At 58.7% G+C, this 18,119-nt stretch carries 16 protein-coding genes; 14 read left to right on the top strand and 2 right to left on the bottom strand.

What is annotated here, in order from left to right; genetic code table 11:
* The first annotated feature begins 12 nt into the window (after window positions 1-12).
* The 13 genes from FFV09_RS21260 (at window position 13) to FFV09_RS23900 (ending at window position 13,375) form a co-directional block, all read left to right on the top strand.
* Window positions 13-1,650, top strand: a complete 1,638-nt coding sequence (locus FFV09_RS21260) for an ABC transporter substrate-binding protein (RefSeq protein ID WP_237401645.1) — start codon at window positions 13-15, stop codon at window positions 1,648-1,650.
* A 101-nt stretch (window positions 1,651-1,751) separates the two neighbouring features.
* Complete coding sequence (locus FFV09_RS21265) at window positions 1,752-2,708, top strand: ABC transporter permease (protein WP_141449703.1); 957 nt, start codon at window positions 1,752-1,754, stop codon at window positions 2,706-2,708.
* Between the two features lie 15 nt (window positions 2,709-2,723).
* Complete coding sequence (locus FFV09_RS21270; protein WP_141449704.1) at window positions 2,724-3,629, top strand: carbohydrate ABC transporter permease; 906 nt, start codon at window positions 2,724-2,726, stop codon at window positions 3,627-3,629.
* Between the two features lie 70 nt (window positions 3,630-3,699).
* Window positions 3,700-4,701, top strand: a complete 1,002-nt coding sequence (locus tag FFV09_RS21275; protein ID WP_141449705.1) for an endo-1,4-beta-xylanase — start codon at window positions 3,700-3,702, stop codon at window positions 4,699-4,701.
* Between the two features lie 226 nt (window positions 4,702-4,927).
* Complete coding sequence (locus tag FFV09_RS21280; protein ID WP_141449706.1) at window positions 4,928-5,872, top strand: phosphate ABC transporter substrate-binding protein; 945 nt, start codon at window positions 4,928-4,930, stop codon at window positions 5,870-5,872.
* A gap of 81 nt (window positions 5,873-5,953) precedes the next feature.
* Complete coding sequence (gene pstC / locus FFV09_RS21285) at window positions 5,954-6,865, top strand: phosphate ABC transporter permease subunit PstC (RefSeq protein ID WP_141449707.1); 912 nt, start codon at window positions 5,954-5,956, stop codon at window positions 6,863-6,865.
* Window positions 6,862-7,758, top strand: a complete 897-nt coding sequence (pstA, locus tag FFV09_RS21290) for a phosphate ABC transporter permease PstA (RefSeq protein WP_141449708.1) — start codon at window positions 6,862-6,864, stop codon at window positions 7,756-7,758. Before pstC ends, pstA begins: the two co-directional genes overlap by 4 nt.
* Before the next feature lie 13 nt (window positions 7,759-7,771).
* Window positions 7,772-8,545 carry a phosphate ABC transporter ATP-binding protein PstB gene (pstB, locus tag FFV09_RS21295; RefSeq protein WP_141449709.1) on the top strand — a complete coding sequence of 258 codons (774 nt, stop codon included), beginning with the start codon at window positions 7,772-7,774 and terminating at the stop codon, window positions 8,543-8,545.
* Window positions 8,546-8,758: 213 nt separating this feature from the next.
* Entirely contained in the window at window positions 8,759-9,574 is an 816-nt protein-coding gene (locus FFV09_RS21300) for a (2Fe-2S)-binding protein (RefSeq protein ID WP_141449710.1), read from the top strand.
* Entirely contained in the window at window positions 9,571-10,194 is a 624-nt protein-coding gene (locus FFV09_RS21305) for a metallophosphoesterase family protein (RefSeq protein ID WP_141449711.1), read from the top strand. Before FFV09_RS21300 ends, FFV09_RS21305 begins: the two co-directional genes overlap by 4 nt.
* Window positions 10,195-10,498: 304 nt before the next feature.
* Window positions 10,499-12,487: an LTA synthase family protein gene (locus tag FFV09_RS21310; protein ID WP_141449712.1), complete on the top strand. Its 1,989-nt coding sequence runs from the start codon at window positions 10,499-10,501 to the stop codon at window positions 12,485-12,487.
* Window positions 12,488-12,536: 49 nt separating this feature from the next.
* The gene (locus tag FFV09_RS21315; RefSeq protein ID WP_141449713.1) at window positions 12,537-13,169 is read left to right on the top strand and encodes a DNA-3-methyladenine glycosylase I; all 633 of its coding nucleotides are present in this window, start codon (window positions 12,537-12,539) and stop codon (window positions 13,167-13,169) included.
* A gap of 50 nt (window positions 13,170-13,219) precedes the next feature.
* The gene (locus FFV09_RS23900) at window positions 13,220-13,375 is read left to right on the top strand and encodes a hypothetical protein (RefSeq protein WP_170315107.1); all 156 of its coding nucleotides are present in this window, start codon (window positions 13,220-13,222) and stop codon (window positions 13,373-13,375) included.
* A gap of 252 nt (window positions 13,376-13,627) precedes the next feature.
* On the opposite strand, the gene FFV09_RS21320 is transcribed toward FFV09_RS23900, so the two are convergent.
* Entirely contained in the window at window positions 13,628-15,280 is a 1,653-nt protein-coding gene (locus FFV09_RS21320; RefSeq protein WP_141449714.1) for a putative bifunctional diguanylate cyclase/phosphodiesterase, read from the bottom strand.
* Window positions 15,281-15,486: 206 nt separating this feature from the next.
* On the opposite strand from FFV09_RS21320, the gene FFV09_RS21325 reads away from it, so the two are divergent.
* A complete protein-coding gene (locus FFV09_RS21325; RefSeq protein ID WP_141449715.1) occupies window positions 15,487-16,206 on the top strand; it encodes a general stress protein in 720 nt (239 codons plus the stop codon).
* A 569-nt stretch (window positions 16,207-16,775) separates the two neighbouring features.
* Here the strand turns inward: FFV09_RS21325 and FFV09_RS21330 are convergent.
* Window positions 16,776-18,044, bottom strand: coding sequence for an MFS transporter (locus FFV09_RS21330; RefSeq protein ID WP_141449716.1), 1,269 nt, complete (start codon window positions 18,042-18,044; stop codon window positions 16,776-16,778).
* Window positions 18,045-18,119 lie beyond the last annotated feature (75 nt).

An 18,119-nucleotide genomic window follows, 5' to 3' on the forward strand; every position in this document is an offset into this window, starting at 1 on the left:
GGGAGGTCAAACATGAAAAAGCTATGGGGAGCGACATCGCTCGTGCTTGCGACCGCGCTTGCGCTCGGAGGCTGCGGCAGCGCGGAAAAAGAAACGGCGCAGGACGGTTCGGAAGTCGTGACGATTTCCGCGTTCATCAGTACGCCGAACCAGGCGCCGGCCGAGAATAACCGGATCTACAAAAAGATTCAGGACGAGCTCGGCGTCAAGCTGAACATGGAATTCCTGGTCGGCGACCTGCAGCAGAAGCTCGGCGTCATGATCGCCGGCGGCGAATACGCCGATCTGATCACGGCCGATACGAAGCTGGTGGCGGCCGGGGCGGTCATCCCGCTCGAAGACCTGATCGAAGAACACGCGCCGAATCTCAAAAAGCATTACGCGCAGCATTGGAACCGGATGAAAGATTCCAGCGACGGCCATATCTACTGGCTGCCGAACTACGGCGCCTATTCCGGCGAATTCGTCAGCAATTCGTATTCCGGTCCGGCTTTCTGGATTCAGAAAGCGGTGCTCAAAGACGCCGGTTATCCGACGCCCAAGACGCTGGACGAATACCTGAAGCTGATCCGCGATTACGCCGCCAAAAATCCGACGATCGACGGACAGCCGACCATCGGCTTCACGACGCTCGCTTCTGACTGGCGGACGTTCCCGCTGCTGAACCCGCCGGAGCATCTCACGGGGCACCCCAACGACGGGGGCGTCGTGGTCGACAACGACGTCGCTTCGGTGTTCGCGGACAAAGACATTTCCAAGCAGTATTACCAGGAGCTGAACGGCCTGTATAACGAAGGGCTGTTCGACAAGGAAGCGTTCGTGCAGAACTACGACCAATACCTGGCCAAGCTGTCGTCCGGCCGCGTGCTCGGCATGTTCGACCAGCACTGGAACTTCCAGCCGGCCGAAGACACGCTGATTTCGCAAAACAAAATCGATCAGACGTACGTCGGCTTCCCGCTCGTCTACGACGAGAGTATCACGGACCATTATCTCGACCGTCCGGTCATCAACTTGAACAACGGCTTCGGCATTAGCAAAAACGCCAAAGATCCGGTACGCGTCATCAAGTTCCTCGATGCGCTGATGGACGAGAAATACCAGAAGATGCTCAGCTGGGGCGAAGAAGGCGTCGACTACATGGTCGACGACAAAGGGCGCTTCTACCGCACGCCGGAGCAGCGCAAGCAGCAGGAAGATCCCGCCTGGAAGCTTGCGAACCGCGCGGACGGCTTCTACGGAGCCGCGCCGAAGACGCAGGGCACGTTCAGCGACGGCAACGGCACCGGTCCCGGAGACCAGCCGGAAGAATTCTACGCCAGCCTGCGCGACGAAGACAAAAAGCTGCTCGACACGTACGGATTCAAGACGTGGAGCGATTTCTTCTCGCCGGCGCCGGAAAACCCGGTCTATTACCCGGCTTGGCAGATCGACCTGATCGAAGGCTCCGACGCTTCGGTCGCCAACAAGCAGATGACGGACGCTTCGCTCAAGCATCTGCCGCAGGCCGTCATGGCCGGACCGGGCCAATTCGACTCCGCCTGGGACAAGTACGTCTCGGAATTCGGCAAGATCAACGTCAAATCGTACGAAGACCGCGTGAACGAACAGATCCAGTGGCGGATCAAGAACTGGGCCACCGACAAGTAATCGTGACAGGAAGGCGAATCGGGACAGGGGAAGCGCTCGAAGCGCATCTCCCGTCCCTGCTCGCCGATCGAGGCCGCAGAGCCGGTTAGGGGGAGAATAGGATGGCCAAAGCCGTTACGCGCAAATCCGCGTCCGCGGACCTGCCCAAATCTTCGCTGTTGAAGCGAATGCGCAGCCAAAAGCAGCTCATGTTCATGTCGCTGCCGATCGTCGTTTACATTCTCGTTTTTTCGTACTATCCGATATGGGGTTGGATCATGGCTTTTCAGGACTACAGTCCCGCCCGCGCGTTTTCGGAACAAAAATGGGTCGGTTTCAAGCATTTCGCGTTTCTGTTCACGGACGACGCGTTTCTGCGGGTGCTGCGCAACACCGTAGCCATGAGTCTGATCAACATGATTCTCGGGTTCGTGACCGCCATTGTGTTCGCCCTGCTGCTCAACGAGATCAAAGGACGCTTTTTCAAAAGAACGATCCAGACCGTCTCGTATCTTCCGCACTTTCTGTCCTGGATCATCGTAACGGGCATCGTGGCAAGCTCCCTGTCGGTCGACGGCGGCATCGTGAACGTGGTGCTGATGAGTCTCGGGTTGATTCAAGAACCGATCATGTGGCTCAGCGTGCCCGAATATTTCTGGGGCATCGTCGGCGGTTCCCATGTATGGAAAGAACTCGGCTGGAACGCGATCATCTATCTGGCCGCGATCACGTCGATCGATCCGTCCCAGTACGAAGCGGCGGAGATCGACGGAGCGAACCGCTACCACAAGATGCTGTATATCACGCTGCCGGGAATCAAGTCGATCGTCGTGATCCTGCTGATCATGAATATGGGCTGGATGCTCGAAGCGGGCTTCGAAGTGCAGTATCTGCTCGGCAACGGCATCGTGGTAGACTGGTCGCAGACCATCGATATTTTCGTGCTCAAATACGGCCTGCAGATCGGCAACTATTCGCTCGCGACCGCGGCGGGCATTTTCAAGACGGTCGTCAGCATTACGCTGATCTTTGCCGCCAACACCATTGCCAAGCGGCTCGGCGAAGACCGGCTGATCTAAGGGAGGACAGAAGCGATGAATGCCAAAAAAACGCAGATCGAACCGTTCGTGTTCCATACGCTCAACGGCCTGCTCATGATCGCCGTGGCCGTCATTACGCTGTATCCATTTCTCAATACGTTTGCGGTATCGCTTAACGCGGGCAACGATACGATTCGCGGCGGCATCTATATGTGGCCGCGCGAGTGGACCGGACAAAATTACCGCGCCGTCTTCGCGAACGGCAACATCCTGAACGCGTTCTGGGTCTCCGTGGCCCGGACCGTGATCGCGACGGTGCTCAGCTTGTTCCTGACCTCGATGCTCGCCTACGCGCTCAGCCGCAAAGATTATCTGCTGCGCAAGCCGATCACCATTTTGGTCGTGCTGACGATGTATTTCAGCGCGGGGCTGATTCCGACCTATTTCCTGATCAAAGACCTACATCTGCTCAACAACTTCCTCGTCTATATCGTGCCGGGACTCGTGAGCGCATTCAACATGATCGTCATCCGCACGTATATCCAGACGCTGCCGGAAGGGCTGATCGAATCGGCGAAAATCGACGGCGCGGGCGATTTCCGCACGTTCATGTCGATCATCCTGCCGCTGTGCCAGCCGGTGCTCGCCACCGTGGCGCTGTTCGTGGCCGTCGGGCAGTGGAATTCGTGGTTCGACACGTTTCTGTACGCGTCGTCCAAGCAGGAACTCAGCACGCTGCAGTTCGAGCTGATGAAGCTGCTGTCGTCTTCGATGAACCTGAACAGCAGCGCGGCCGTATCGAGCGGGGCCGACCCGGCCGCCGCCGCGCAGAGCCAGGTGACGCCGGTGTCGATCCGCGCGGCGATCACCATCGTCGCTTCGCTGCCGATCCTGGTCGTCTATCCGTTTTTGCAAAAATATTTCGTGCACGGCCTGCAGCTCGGCAGCGTTAAGGAATAACCGCAATAACCGCAATAAACGGCAAACCGGAAGCCCGAGAGAACATAATAAGAAAAAAGGAGCGAATCCGATGGACACCGCAATCCCTTCCCTGCATGAAGCCTATGCCGGCCTGTTCCGGATCGGCGCCGCCGTAAGCACGGACACGCTGCGGCGCGAAGGTCCATTCATCGCCGGACAATACAACAGCCTCACCGCCGAGAATCAAATGAAGTTCGAGGAGATCCAGCCCGAAGAAGGGCGCTACGCGTTCGAAGCGGCCGATGCCATCGTCGAATTCGCGCAGCGCGGCGGGATGGCGATGCGCGGGCATACGCTCGTCTGGCACAACCAGACGCCGGACTGGGTGTTCCGCGCAGCGGACGGCGGCGACGCTTCCCGCGAAGAGGTGCTGAGGCGCCTCGAAGACCACGCCCACGCCGTCATGGGCCGCTACCGCGGCAGAATCGGCGCGTGGGACGTCGTCAACGAAGCGGTGGAAGACGAAGGCGACGGGTACCTGCGGCCGACCAAGTGGCTGGAGCGGATCGGCGAAGACTATTTGGAGCGGGCGTTCCGTATCGCGCACGAAGCCGATCCCGACGCCCGGCTGTTCTACAACGATTACAACGAGACCGATCCCGTCAAACGGGTCAAGATCCATAGGCTCGTGCGCTCGCTGCTGGAAGCCGGGGCGCCGGTGCACGGCATCGGCATGCAGGGACACTGGAATCTGTACGGGCCCCCGATCGACGAAATCAAGGAAGCAATCGAGCTTTACGCTTCTCTTGGCGTTCGGCTGCATATCACGGAGCTGGACGTGTCGGCATTCCGGTTCGAAGACCGCAGAACCGACCTGCTCCGCCCGACGCCCGAGATGGAAGAACGCCTGACGGAGCGGTACGAAGAGATCTTCAAGCTGTTTCGCGAATACCGCTCCGCGATCGATTCGGTGACGTTCTGGGGAGCGGCGGATACGCGAACGTGGCTGGACGGGTTCCCGGTGCGCGGGCGGTTGAACTGGCCGCTGCCGTTCGACCGGAAACTTCGGCCGAAGCCCGCATTTTGGCGCATGCTCGAAGCGGCGCGCTGAATGCGGCGACCTCCAACCGAGAAGTCTGCGGAATTCCGCGGGCTTCTTTTTTTGCTTTTTTAAAATAGAAACGCAAAGCCGCAATATTTTACACTGTTTTTACAAAACAATGGTTTTGCGTTAATTTTCGCTCTCTACAATAGGAACTGTTAAGCGGCACGGACAACTCGGACAGAGAGAAGACGGCCGCAATCGTATGAACACCACTAGGAGGGTCAAACCAGACATGAAATCGAAAAAAACGTTATTCGGCACTTTAACACTTTCCGCAATGCTCGCGCTTACCGCTTGCGGTAACGGCAGCACGACGGCTACCACGGAAACACCGGCAGCAGGTTCAGGCACGACTCCGGCAGCTGCGGAAACGCCTGCGGCAGAGACCGTATCGGGTTCCATCCTGGCAGTCGGATCGACGGCTTTGCAGCCGCTGGTCGATCAAGTGGGACAGAAATACATGACCGAAAACGCTGAAGTGACGGTTCAAGTACAAGGCGGAGGCAGCGGCACGGGTCTGACCCAAGTATCCGAAGGCGCAGCCGACATCGGCAACTCGGACGTGTTCGCGGAAGAAAAACTGGATGCCGACAAGGCAGCCGAACTGGTCGATCATCAAGTCGCGGTTGTCGCTATGGCAACTGTCGTGAACAAAGATACGGGCGTAACAAACCTGACGAAGCAGCAGCTGCTGGACGTTTTCAGCGGCAAAGTGAAGAACTGGAAAGAAGTCGGCGGTGCGGATCAAGCGATCGTCATCGTTAACCGTCCGAGCAGCTCGGGCACACGCGCTACTTTCGAGAAATACGCTTTGGGCGAAAAAGTAGAAAACGTACCGGGCGCGATCGAGCAGGATTCGTCGGGTACCGTTAAACAAATCGTGGCCGATACCAAAGGCGCTGTAGGTTACCTGGCGTTCTCGTACCTCGACGACACCGTAACGGCACTGAGCTACGAAGGCGTAGAGCCTAAGGAAGAGAACGTGCAGAGCGGCAAGTACCCGATCTGGGCTTACGAGCACATGTACACGAAGGGCGAGCCTGAAGGCGCGGCCAAAGCTTTCCTGGACTACATGATGACTGAAGAAGTGCAAAACGCCGACGTTGTGGAACTGGGTTACATCCCGGTATCCAGCATGGAAACGAAGCGTGACGCAGAAGGCAAAACGATTCAGTAAGCTCGGCAGCACCGGCACAACAGAGGCGGTCTCTCCGCCTCTGTTTGCGCGTGTAACAAAGAATGGAGAGGGTAACCAATTATGGAAAATACTAAACCCGCCTCGCGAGGACTCGCCAGGCATCGCCGCGAAGATCTGATCGGCAAAACCTATACGTATCTGTGCGTACTTATGCTTATCGTGGTCATCGTCTCGATCGTGTATTTCGTCGCTTCCAAAGGACTGGCGACGTTCACCAAAGACGGCGTCAGCCTGAGCCAGTTCCTGTTCGGCCGCAGCTGGAATCCGACCGGCGACACCCCGTCGTTCGGCGCGCTGCCGTTCATCGCCGGTTCGTTCGTCGTGTCGATGCTTGCCGCGCTGATCGCCGGCCCGCTCAGCATCTGCGCCGCTTTGTTCATGACCGAGATCGTGCCGGGCAAAGGCAAACGAATCCTGCAGCCGGCTATCGAGCTGCTGTCGGGCATTCCGTCCGTCGTCTACGGCTTTATCGGCCTGACCGTCCTGATTCCGTTCATCAGCTCGCTGACGGGCGGCACCTCGGTCGGCTACGGCGTCGGAGCGGGTGCGCTCGTGCTGTCGATCATGATTCTGCCGACGATCACGAGCATCGCCGCCGACGCGCTGGCTTCGCTGCCGCGCGGCATGCGCGAAGCGTCCTACGCCCTCGGGGCGACGCGCTGGCAGACGATCTACCGCGTCGTGCTGCCTACGCTCGCACCTTCGCTGTGGACAGGTATTATCCTCGGTATCGCGCGCGCCTTCGGCGAAGCGCTTGCCGTACAGATGGTTATCGGCAACGCTCCGTTCCTGCCGACTTCCCTGGTCCAGTCGGCTTCGACCCTGACCAGCGTGATCACCCTGAACATGAGCAACACGGTAACCGGAACGGTACAGAACAACGTCCTCTGGAGTATGGCGCTGATGCTGCTCTTTATGACCTTCGTGTTCATCATTGCGGTACGGCTGCTCCAAAGGAGGAATAAACTGTGAACGCAAAAACCGCAGACAAACTCGCGACCGGCATTATCGTCTTTTTCGCGGTCGTCATCGTCGCGATCCTGGCCGGCCTGCTCGGCATTATTCTGTTCCGGGGCATCGCCCATATCGACTGGCACTTCCTGACGTCGCCTTCGCAGAACATGAAGGCCGGCGGTGGTATCGGGCCGCAGCTGTTCAACTCGCTGTTCCTGCTCGTGCTGACGATGATCATCACGGTGCCGATCGGCCTCGGCGGCGGCATCTATATGGCGGAATATGCGCGCGAAGGCAAAGTCACCGCCTTTATCCGCCTCGTCGTCGAAGTGCTGTCTTCGTTCCCGTCGATCGTCGTGGGCCTGTTCGGCCTCCTGCTGTTCGTCAACACATTCGATCTCGGTTACTCCCTGCTGTCCGGCGCGATCGCGCTGGCGATCTTCAACCTGCCGCTCATGGTGCGGATTACGGAACAATCGTTCCGCGCCGTACCGAGAGAGCAGAAGGAAGCCGGGCTTGCGCTCGGGCTGTCCAAGTGGAAGATCATCACGTCGATCCTGCTGCCCGTCGCCCTGCCAAGCTTGATCACCGGCACGATTCTCGCCGCCGGCCGCGTGTTCGGCGAAGCCGCCGCGCTGCTGTTCACGTCGGGCATGACGACGCCGCCGCTCGACTTCACGGATTGGAACCCGCTGCATCCGCGGTCCCCGATCAACCCGCTGCGTCCGGCCGAGACGCTCGCCGTACACATCTGGAAGCTGAACAGCGAAGGCGTAGTGCCGGACGCGAAGCAGGTCGCCGCAGGCGCCTCCGCGGTGCTCGTCATTATGGTCCTGCTGTTCAACCTGGTCGCACGCTGGTTCGGCCGCTTCGTATACCGCAAGATTACCGCTTCCAAGCGGATGGAATAGGAGGACTCCCGCCATGCAGACACAGACCCGTACGCAGCCCCGTTTCGGGACGGAAGAACTGAGCGTGTTTTACGGCACGAACGAAGCCGTCAAAAAGATCAACATGGAATTTCCCGAGAAAAGCGTCACCGCGCTGATCGGACCTTCGGGCTGCGGGAAGTCGACCTTCCTGCGTTCCCTGAACCGCATGAACGACGAGATCGCGTCCGCGCGCGTCGACGGCCGGATCTGGATGGACGGCCAGGACCTGAACGACAAAAACACGGATGCGGTCACGCTGCGCCAGAAGATCGGCATGGTCTGGCAGCGCCCGAACCCGTTCTACAAGTCCATTTACGAAAATATCGCGTTCGGTCCGAGATACCACGGCACGCGCAGCAAAAAGAAGCTGGACGAGATCGTCGAGCAGAGCCTGCGCCGCGCCGCGCTGTGGGACGAAGTCAAAGACCGGCTGAAGGAATCCGCGCTGTCGCTGTCCGGCGGCCAGCAGCAGCGTCTGTGCATCGCGCGCGCGCTGTCCGTCAGCCCGCAGATCCTGCTGCTCGACGAGCCCGCTTCGGCGCTTGACCCGGTATCGACCGGCAAAGTCGAAGAGCTGATTATCGAACTCAAAAAAGATCTTCGCATCGTGATCGTGACGCACAACATGCAGCAGGCTGCCCGCGTATCCGATTCGACCGCCTATTTTTACCTGGGCAACCTGATCGAGCACGACGACACGACCAAGCTGTTCTCCAACCCTTCGAACCAAATGACCCAGGAATACATCATGGGCCGGTTTGGCTGAAGCCCCGATCCGGGCCTGATTCCGCACAAGCGGGAATCCCGGCCCGGCCGCCGGTTACGCAATTTTTCATACGATAAGGTCTGGACCGTTTCCTTCTTCGCGAAGGAACCGGTCTTTTTTTGACGCGTTAACCATTACGGTTGAACGGGCGTTCGGAATCAAGTACGATGAACGCAGAAGAAGCATGCCCGATACGGAAAGGATGAATCTGTGATGACCGAACCGTTCCACCCCGAATTCGATCCCGACCTGCTGCTGCCGCAGTTTTATATGAGCGCCGAACCGCGCACCGGAGCGGAAATGACGATGAAGCTTGCGGAGCTGTCTGCGCAGGGCGGCGCGGAACGCTTTCTGCGCCTGTTCGCCGAGGTGCTGAAGGCGCCCGATCTGCAGGCGGCCGTCACTTACTTTTGCAGTTGGTACAGCGGCGTCGCCGCGGCTTCGCTGTATTTCCCGGCCGCCGCGGGACTGCGTCCGGATTTGTCCGCGGACAATCTGAGCGTACAGCTGTTTCGCCTGGAGAACGGGCATATGCTGAATTTCGTCATCGACAGCCGCGCCGCCGAACCTGCGCCGGCGGACGAAGCCGAACGCGACGCCTGGATGCGAGAAGGGCTGCGATTGTTCTACGGCGAGACGTGCCGCGAGCTGTTCGGCCAGTTCGCCGCGCTGTCCGGGCTTCCGCCTGGCATGATCTGGGCGCAGCTGCCCGGACGGATGGACTATTTCGCGAGTCTGTGGCGCAGCCATCCGGAATTCGGGCCGATGCTCGCACCGCACCGCGAACGGCTGGAACGGGGCTACGAGCAGCTCAAGACGCTGGAACCGGAACTGTTCGGCCGCAAGAAGAATCCGTTTGACCTGCGCTTTCGCTACGTCGAACATCTGACCGACCCGGAGCAGCGCATCCAGCTGCGTCCGAGCTGCTGCCTGTACCATATGCTGCCCGGCGCGCAGTACTGCTACAACTGCCCGAAGCTGAACGAGCGGGATCGGGCCGAACGCCGCGAACAGGTCAAAGCGCGATGAGCGATTTCGGAGCAGCCGGGAGCCGCACAGAGCGCACAGGGGCAGATACGATCGACACCGTCCGGATCGCCGCGTCGGAAGCGGCCGACACCGTCAAGATCGTCGTCGTGTCCGACACGCATATGATGCGGATGGCCAAAGCGCTTCCGCCGCGGCTGGTCGAAGAGCTGGCGGACGCCGACCTGATCCTGCACGCCGGAGACTGGACGTCGCCGGACGTGCACGACCTGCTGGCTGCCTATGCGCCGGTGCAAGGCGTAGCCGGCAACAACGACGGGCCGGCCATCGTCGAACGTTGGGGCTACCGCCGCATCGTCGAAGTCGGCGGACTGCGTATCGGGCTGACCCACGGCCATTTGGGCCGGGGCAGCACGGAATATAACGCGCGGGCCGCTTTCGCGGGCGAATCGGTTGCGATCATTCTATTCGGCCATTCGCATGTGCCGCGTCTGCCGGACGCCGACCACCCGGCCGAGCCGGCCCAACCGGCCCAACCGGCGATGTTTAATCCCGGTTCGCCGACAGACAAGCGCCGCCTGGCACAGTATTCGTTTGGCATCGTGACGATCTCGGCAGGCGAAGCCGACTTTCGGCTGTGCCGTTACGATTCCAAAATCTGAGGTTCCGGCCCGGCTGCGGCCGGGATCGAGAAACCGTACAAATAAAGCGGAAATCAAGCAAACATACAGTGGAAATAAAGGTTGATTGAGAAAAAGTCGCTTCGAATATCCAGAAGCCGTACCGAAAGAAGGCCTGCATGCGCGCAGGCCTTCTTTTTGACGTATTCCGGTGGGGGAAAAGCGGAAAAGGCCGTTTTGGCCGCTCTATTTTGCCTCGTTTGTAAACACAATGTTTTGACCATGTAAACAGAGTGTTTTATAATGAATCTTTCACCTACATTCTGAAGATAAAGAAGGGACTTGAATGAATATCACTCCGACTCCATCCCGAACGAGCCGCAGACCCGATAAAGCTTTCCTGATCGTATTCGGCCTGTTGTTCGTCAAACTGCTGCTGCTGCGCTGGTTTTTCTTCGCCGAATTCGAGCTCGGCGGACTGGTCATCGACTTGTCGACGGCACTTGCGCTGACGTGCCTGCTGGAACTGCTCGTGCCGCGCCGCTGGCGCGCGGGCACAGCGTGGACGGCCAATCTCGTCTTGTCGTTGTTCTTTTTCGCGGCGGCCGTCTATCATTCCTATTTCGGTTCGGTCCCGACGTATGTCGTGCTCGGCTCGCTGGGTCAGGTACCTGAAGTCGGCAACATGGTGGGCGGACTGATCAAGCCGGCTTACTTCCTGTTCTTCGCCGATCTGCTCTATCTGGCAGGCCGTACCGCCGCGCGGTTCGTGCGCCGCAAGCGTTCGCGGAGCGGCTTGTCGTTCGGCGGCCGCGGAACGCCTCTTACGTGGGGCGAGACCGCGACGCGTATGAGCCGGATCGCCGTGTCCGCGCTGCTGATCGTCTGCCTGCTGCTGTCGGGCATCTGGATCAGCCGCAGCTCGGCGATCAGCAACGAGATCGTGCGCGCGGAAAACGTCGGCTTTTTCAACTATCAGGTCAGTACGGCGATCGACAAGCGCAAAGAGCGGGAGTTTCTCGCTTCGACTTCGCCGGAAGAAATTGCCGCGCAGGTCAAGTCGCTCCAGCAGTCGTTCCCGTATACGGATCAAGCGGGCAGCGCCCCGAACGGGGCGGCAAGCGCGCAGCCGGGGAAGCCGGCGTTGTTCGGAGCGGCCCAAGGCAAGAACGTCATCGTTGTCCAGATGGAATCGTTCCAGAATTTCGTGCTGGGCTACGAACTGGATGGCCGGGAAGTGACGCCGAACCTGAACAAGCTGGCGAAGCGAAGCTTTTATTTCCCGAATATTTTTCAACAGATCGGTCCGGGCAACACGTCGGATGCGGAATTTATCTCCAACACGTCGATCTACCCGACCGCGCAGATTGCGATGTCGACCGGCTACGGAGACCGGGAGATTCCGAGTTCGCCGCGCTTGCTGGAACAAAAAGGATACAAAACGGCCACGTTCCAGATCAACAGCGCGACGTTCTGGGATCGCAACCAACTGTATCCGGCGCTCGGTTTTCAACAGTATTACGACAAGCCGAATTACAAAAACGACCGGTTCAACAACTTCGGCGCTTCGGATGAAGAGATGTACCGGGTCGGCCTGGAGAAAATCGACGAGATGCGAGCCGACGGTTCGCCGTTCTATGCCCAATTCGTCACGACGTCCAGCCACGCTCCGTTCGACGTGCCGGAAGGATTTCCGCAGTTCGGCATTCCCGAGCGGCTGCAGGGGACCCAACTGGGCAACTATCTGAACGCGCAGCATTATACGGATTACGCGCTCGGCGAACTGATCCAAAGCCTCAAAGACAAAGGGCTGTGGGAAGACACGCTGCTGCTCGTATACGGCGATCACGGCGGATTGTCGACGGCCGAGAACGATCCCGCGTGGGTCTCGTCGATGCTCGGCATTCCGTACGACGTTAACGCGAGCCGGTTCAATATTCCGCTGCTGATTCACGTGCCGGGCAAGGAGCAGGGAGAAGAGATCGAACTGGCCGGCGGACAGATGGACTTCGTGCCGACGTTGATGAATCTGCTGGGCATTTCTTTGGACCAAGAAAACCATACGGTGTTCGGCCGCGACCTGCTCAATACGGACCGCAACGTGGTCGGTATCCGCTACTATCTGCCGACCGGTTCGTTCGTGGGCGACGGCGTGCTGTTCGTGCCCGGCGAAGGGTTCGAAGACGGAACGGCCATCTCGCTCGACACGCACGAACCGGTGACGGATCTTGAACCGTACCGCGAAGATTACGAGTATATTTTGCAATTAATGAAGCTTTCCGACGATTACATGAAAATTTTACCCAAACGCGGTCTGCCGGGCATAGGCGCATAACGGCCGCGGGAGCGGTATTCGCCGGATCGACAAACGGGAGGAATGAAGCATGCCGCAGCAGACGGTCCGATGCCGCTGGGTGAACGAAGATCCGCTGTATATCCGGTATCACGACGAAGAATGGGGCGTGCCCGTGCACGACGATCGCCGCTGGTTCGAACTGCTGATTCTGGAAGGCGCGCAGGCCGGGCTCAGTTGGTATACGGTGTTGAAAAAAAGGGAGCGGTACCGCGAAGTGTTCGACGGTTTCGATCCCGAGATTGTCGCGGCTTACGATACGGACAAAATCGAAGCGCTGATGGGCGACGCGGGCATTATCCGCAATCGGCTGAAGCTTGAATCGGCGATCCGCAACGCCAACGCTTTTCTGCGCGTGCAGCAGGAGTTCGGCAGCTTCGATGCCTATATCTGGCGCTTCGTGGACGGCTGTCCGATTGTCGGACACCGGACTTCGCCCGAAGAAGTGCCGGCGCGCACCGACGTGTCGGACCGGCTGAGCCGCGATCTCAAAACGCGCGGTTTCGGCTTCGTCGGCAGCACAATCTGCTACGCGCTCATGCAGGCGTCCGGGCTGGTCGACGACCATTTGACCGGCTGCTTTCGCGGGGGCGGGGCACCGGCGCGGCCGGAATTTGCGCAAGAGCGGAGCGAAAGCGAGTCGGATCGGCCTCCGATCGGGTAAAAGCAGGATAGAAGGCATGGCGAACATGCCGCTCGAAAGGGGACCTTGCGATGAAGATCATGATCACCCAACAAGAAGCGATGCAGCGGAAAATTTGGGACAAGATTATCGATATGTTCGGCCTGGAAAAAGACAAGGATTATTGGGCAAACGAGCAGTTTATTCTGACCGAAGAACAGGCCCGTCAGGTCGGACTCATCTCCTGACGCCGGCTGAACGGTTGGATTGACGTTCGTTGTTGAAGTTCGGCGTCGAAATTCGGTGTTAAAATTTTACGGCGAACGCTGCCCGCAAATTTCGCTGTCCAATCAGACGTTTACGCAAAAAGCCGTTTCGACTTCCGCACTTGGCGGGAGTCGAAACGGCTTTTTGATTGGAATTCTCAATAGCGGACGTGTGTACCTTTGGAGCGGAGCCGGTGCGGACTTCCGCCGGGTGCAGCGCGTTGGGCCGCCGGCTTAGGCGAGGGAAGGTTCGGCATCCGGGAACCAGATGCTCGGCAGGTCTTCCACGCTCATCGGCCGGCAGATAAGATAACCCTGAATGCCCGGGCAGCCCATATTCATCAGTTGAATAAGCTGGTCTCCGTCTTCCACGCCTTCGGCGACCACGTCGAGGTCCATCGCGCGGGCCATGGCGAGCAGTGCCGAGATAACGGCCGGATTCATCTGGACGATGAACGAGCGGTCCAGCTTGAATTTGTCGATCGGAATCTGCGACAAAATGCCGAGCGACGAATACCCAGTACCGAAATCGTCGAGCGAGATCATGTAGCCCTGTTCGCGCAGCTGCTTCAAGATGACGCAAATTTCTTCCAGATTTCGCATAACGAGCGTCTCGGTCACTTCGAGATCGAAACGCTGCGGCGACATGCCTTCTTCGGCAATGATCGCGTTCAGCCGTTCGACGAAATTTTCTTCCTCGAACTGGGCCCGGGAGATGTTCACGGCGATCCGTACATGCGGGCCGAACTTCTCGCTGATCTTCGGCAGGTCTTTGCACGCCTGGCGAATGACCCATTCGCCGATCGGCACGATCAGCCCGGTCTCTTCGGCGACGGGAATAAAATCGGCCGGGGAGACCAATCGGCTGTGGCCGAGGTTCCAGCGCAGCAGCGCTTCGACCTCGACGACTTTGTTGTTCGAAGGATCGAAGATCGGCTGGTAATGCAGCAGCAGTTCTTCGCGTTCGAGGCATTGATTGAGCGAGATCTCGTAATCGAATTTGATGACCTGATCGTAGCGCAGTTCCGCGTTGTATTCGTGATACCGGCTGCGGCCTTTGCTTTTGGCGTAGTACAGCGCGATATCGGCTTGACGCAGCAGCATCGACAGCTCGGTCCGTTCGCTCGAAGAAGCCATGCCGACGCTTGCGCTGACCCGGATCATCCGGTCGCCGAGCAGGAACGGCTCGTCCAGCACTTCGAGAATGCGCTTGGCTTTCTCTTCCGGGTAGGGGATCGGCGTATCGCACACGATGATAAACTCGTCGGCGCCTTGGCGGGCAATCACGTTCGGAGGGCCGAACGATTGCCGAAAGCGCTGCGCGACTTCGATCAACAGCGTATCGCCGGTCTCGTGCCCGAGCGCATCGTTGATATTTTTAAAATTGTCGAGGTCGATCAGAAACAGCACGTACGGCTTGTTGACGAACTCGTACAGAAAACGCCGGTTGAACAGCTGCGTCAATTCGTCATGATAGGCATAATGGTGCAGCCGATGTCCGCGTTCCGCGCTGGAGATCATGTCTCGGGTCACGCATGCGACCGCTTCGATACTGCCGTCGGCGCGGAAAATCGGCGATAAAATGCTTTCTCCGCTGAGCGCTCCGGTCGGAAGCAGCGTCCCGTCCGCGAAGCGGATACTTTCCCGTTCCTGAAGCACTTTCAAATATTTATGGTGCAGATATTTGCCCATTTCGGGTTCATGTTCATACACTTCGAAAAAAGTCTGTCCCATATGTTCCGGACCGAGCTCGCTGAGCACGGCGGCCGCGCGGTTGACATAGCGGTAACGAAAGTTCTCGCCGTCCCAGTCCATCACGTAAATACAGTCTTCGAGCGCATGAAGGAGCGGGGCAATAATCGGGTCCTGCTGCTTCGTTTCTTCCATTCTCTAGATGCCCTCCTTATCCGCGCAGATCCGGGATACCAAAATCGTATAGTCCTATCATACTATGTCAACCGGGCAGCGCCAAGAGAAGAAAGGAGGATAGAATTTTTAAAATAGGTAAATAGATTCCCATTTTTGAGGGAAGTTTGGTTCGAAAGGGGAAAGGGTAAAAGAGAACAAGTCAATAAACCGGGGAGGAAATAGTTATGATCAAAAAAATTTCGGGTACATTCGAGCGCGAAGAACAGGCCGTGCAGGCGATCAAAGAACTCAAAGAAGCTGGTTACGACGCGGACCGGATCTCGATCGTAGCCAAAAACGCCAAAGATTCGGAAGCGCTGCGCAACGAGACTGGGACTAAAGCACCGGAAGGCCTGACAGCCGGCGCTTTGACCGGCGGCACGCTCGGCGGAGCGGCCGGGGTGCTCGCAAGCCTCGGCGCCCTCGCCATTCCGGGCATCGGCCCGCTGCTGGCCGCCGGACCGATCGCCGCAGCGCTTGCGGGCGCGGCCGTTGGCGCCGGCGTAGGCGGACTGGCCGGCGGATTGATCGGTCTCGGCATTCCGGAAAAAGAAGCCGAGTATTACGACGAACGTATCCATCACGGCGACGTGCTCGTCATGGTCGAAGAAGACGAGTCGATGCGCAGCCGGATCTACGAAGTGTTCCGTCGCAGCGGAGCCAACAACACGTCTTATTTCGACCCGGACGGCACGCCGTCCACGTCGAATATGGCTCCCGTCGACGAGCGCGTTCCGCCCGCCGGCGTACGCGGAGCGGAACTGCCCGCTTCCGCGGAAAACGCCGGCGATCCGGTGCGCAGCCGCGACGCCGAAGTCGATCTGCGCGACACCACCGATCCGACCCGCGAGTCGGCCAATCTCATCACCGGCAAAGACGGCGGTTCTTACCCGGACCGGCCATAACCGCCGTTTGGGCTGCGCGCAGCGCTACTATAAAGAAAAGACGCCGGGATTTGCCGGCGTCTTTTGTTTTTGCTCGTTGCGGAGAGCTTTTGGTTATTCGGTCGTTTGGACGTAAGGATGAATATACGAATAAGTGCAGGAATCCATTTATTTTTGCCGAACAGTCGTCAGAATCGCGAATAACGTCATAGATCCACTTATTTTGCGGAAAAAGGGGATTTGCGGCGCTTGGGCGGGAAAATAACTGCTCTCAGGACGGTATTCGGCTTGGCGCGTACGGACGAGCAAAAATAGCTGTACTTATGACGTTATTCGGCCGTTATTTTATACAAATCGTCCGAACGTTGAGAAAAGGGTGCGAAAAACGTAGTTTGCCGGGAAGCTTGCGTAATTAAACAGCGCAAGCGTTCATAACAAGCGGAAACCTTCGCGCATACCAAAAAAGACGTGACGGGCGCAGTCGCTAATCGCGATCGCGGAACCCCGTACACGTCTGTTTTGCGTCATGATGATCGGCTGGCCAGCCCGGCCTTAACGCCCGAATCGGCCGGTCGACGCTGCCTCTCCATTTACGACAAAGCTTTTTGACCTTGTCCCTGCGCTTCTTGAACCTGAGCTTCTCGTCCCTGGGCGTCCCGCACCTGCACATCTCGCACCTGCGCGTCCCGCGCAGACCGGAGCCGCTGCGGCCGATGGTACAGCCCGTAATACGTGCCGAGCGCCAGCAAGACGGTGAATCCTCCGATCAGGTACATCGACGAGTAACCGGCCTTCGAAGCGACGAGGCCGAGCAGGTAAGACCCGAGTCCGTATCCCAGATCGAACAGGACGAAATACGTGCCTGTCGCGAGGCCGCTGCGGTGCGCGGGCGCGGACTGGATCGCGAGCGTCTGGAAGCTCGGAATGATCGCGCCGTACCCGAGGCCGATTACGGCGGCCGTCAGCAGGAAGAAGGCGGCCGAGCCGGCCTGGCTCAGCGCAAGCAGTCCGATCGCGAACAGCGCGATGCCCGGATAGACGAGCATATGCGCGCCGCGCCGGTCGAACAGCCGGCCGGTGAACGGCCGCGACAGCAGCACGACGGCGGCGAAGACGACGAAGAAATAGCTGGCGACGCTTTTGAGTCCGAGCGAATCGGCGTATACCGCGATAAAGGTCGAGATCGCGCCGTAAGCGAAAGCGATCAGGAAGCCGGCGATCGCGATCGGCAGGGCGCGCACTTCGAAGAAGCGTTTGATATGCCAGGCGCCGAGATCGCTCGGCTTCGGTTCGTGCCGCGGAATCGGCGTGATAACGCCGAAGAAGCAGGCCAGAACGCCGAAGACGGCGATGAGCAGGAACAGGACCGGGTAGCCGGCGCCGGACGAGACCGACAAGCCGACGAACGGCCCGAAGACCATGGCCAGACTCATGAACAGGGTGAAGTAGCCGATGCCTTCGCCTTTGCGTTCGCGCGGGATCACGTCCAGTACGACGGTCGACGTGGTCGTGGCCGCGATGCCAAAAGAGATGCCGTGCACGAAGCGCAAGACGAGCAGCAGCGCGTAATTCGGCACCCATACATAGAAAAAGCTGCACGCGGCGAACATGACGACCGAGAATACGAGCAGTTTTTTGCGATTGATTTCGTCCAGCCATTTGCCGGTGAGCGGGCGGAACAGCACCGCCGCGATTACGAATACCGTCGTGACGAGTCCCATGCCGTTCGAACTGCCGCCCAGATGGGTGAGCGCATATTCCGGCAGCGTCACCGCGAGAATATAGAAGTTAATGAAGATGAAAAAGCTGCTGAAGCTTATCGTCAGAAAATTGCGGGTCCATAATCGTTGTTGATCCAATACCGGTAAGCCTCCCGTAAGACCGGCCGCAAGCGGACCGATGCCTTAATATAGTTGTCTTAACAACTATATCGG

The sequence above is a fragment of the Saccharibacillus brassicae genome (assembly GCF_006542275.1).
Classification (GTDB): domain Bacteria; phylum Bacillota; class Bacilli; order Paenibacillales; family Paenibacillaceae; genus Saccharibacillus; species Saccharibacillus brassicae.

Bases quoted from the DNA above. Each gene is read 5' to 3' on its own strand.
- FFV09_RS21300 (WP_141449710.1), top strand. From the start codon at position 8,759: ATGACCGAACCGTTCCACCCCGAATTCGATCCCGACCTGCTGCTGCCG.
- FFV09_RS21320 (WP_141449714.1), bottom strand. From the start codon at position 15,280: ATGGAAGAAACGAAGCAGCAGGACCCGATTATTGCCCCGCTCCTTCAT.
- FFV09_RS21265 (WP_141449703.1), top strand. From the start codon at position 1,752: ATGGCCAAAGCCGTTACGCGCAAATCCGCGTCCGCGGACCTGCCCAAA.
- pstB (WP_141449709.1), top strand. From the start codon at position 7,772: ATGCAGACACAGACCCGTACGCAGCCCCGTTTCGGGACGGAAGAACTG.
- FFV09_RS23900 (WP_170315107.1), top strand. From the start codon at position 13,220: ATGAAGATCATGATCACCCAACAAGAAGCGATGCAGCGGAAAATTTGG.
- FFV09_RS21305 (WP_141449711.1), top strand. From the start codon at position 9,571: ATGAGCGATTTCGGAGCAGCCGGGAGCCGCACAGAGCGCACAGGGGCA.
- pstC (WP_141449707.1), top strand. From the start codon at position 5,954: ATGGAAAATACTAAACCCGCCTCGCGAGGACTCGCCAGGCATCGCCGC.
- FFV09_RS21325 (WP_141449715.1), top strand. From the start codon at position 15,487: ATGATCAAAAAAATTTCGGGTACATTCGAGCGCGAAGAACAGGCCGTG.
- FFV09_RS21310 (WP_141449712.1), top strand. From the start codon at position 10,499: ATGAATATCACTCCGACTCCATCCCGAACGAGCCGCAGACCCGATAAA.
- FFV09_RS21275 (WP_141449705.1), top strand. From the start codon at position 3,700: ATGGACACCGCAATCCCTTCCCTGCATGAAGCCTATGCCGGCCTGTTC.
- FFV09_RS21260 (WP_237401645.1), top strand. From the start codon at position 13: ATGAAAAAGCTATGGGGAGCGACATCGCTCGTGCTTGCGACCGCGCTT.
- FFV09_RS21280 (WP_141449706.1), top strand. From the start codon at position 4,928: ATGAAATCGAAAAAAACGTTATTCGGCACTTTAACACTTTCCGCAATG.
- FFV09_RS21270 (WP_141449704.1), top strand. From the start codon at position 2,724: ATGAATGCCAAAAAAACGCAGATCGAACCGTTCGTGTTCCATACGCTC.
- FFV09_RS21315 (WP_141449713.1), top strand. From the start codon at position 12,537: ATGCCGCAGCAGACGGTCCGATGCCGCTGGGTGAACGAAGATCCGCTG.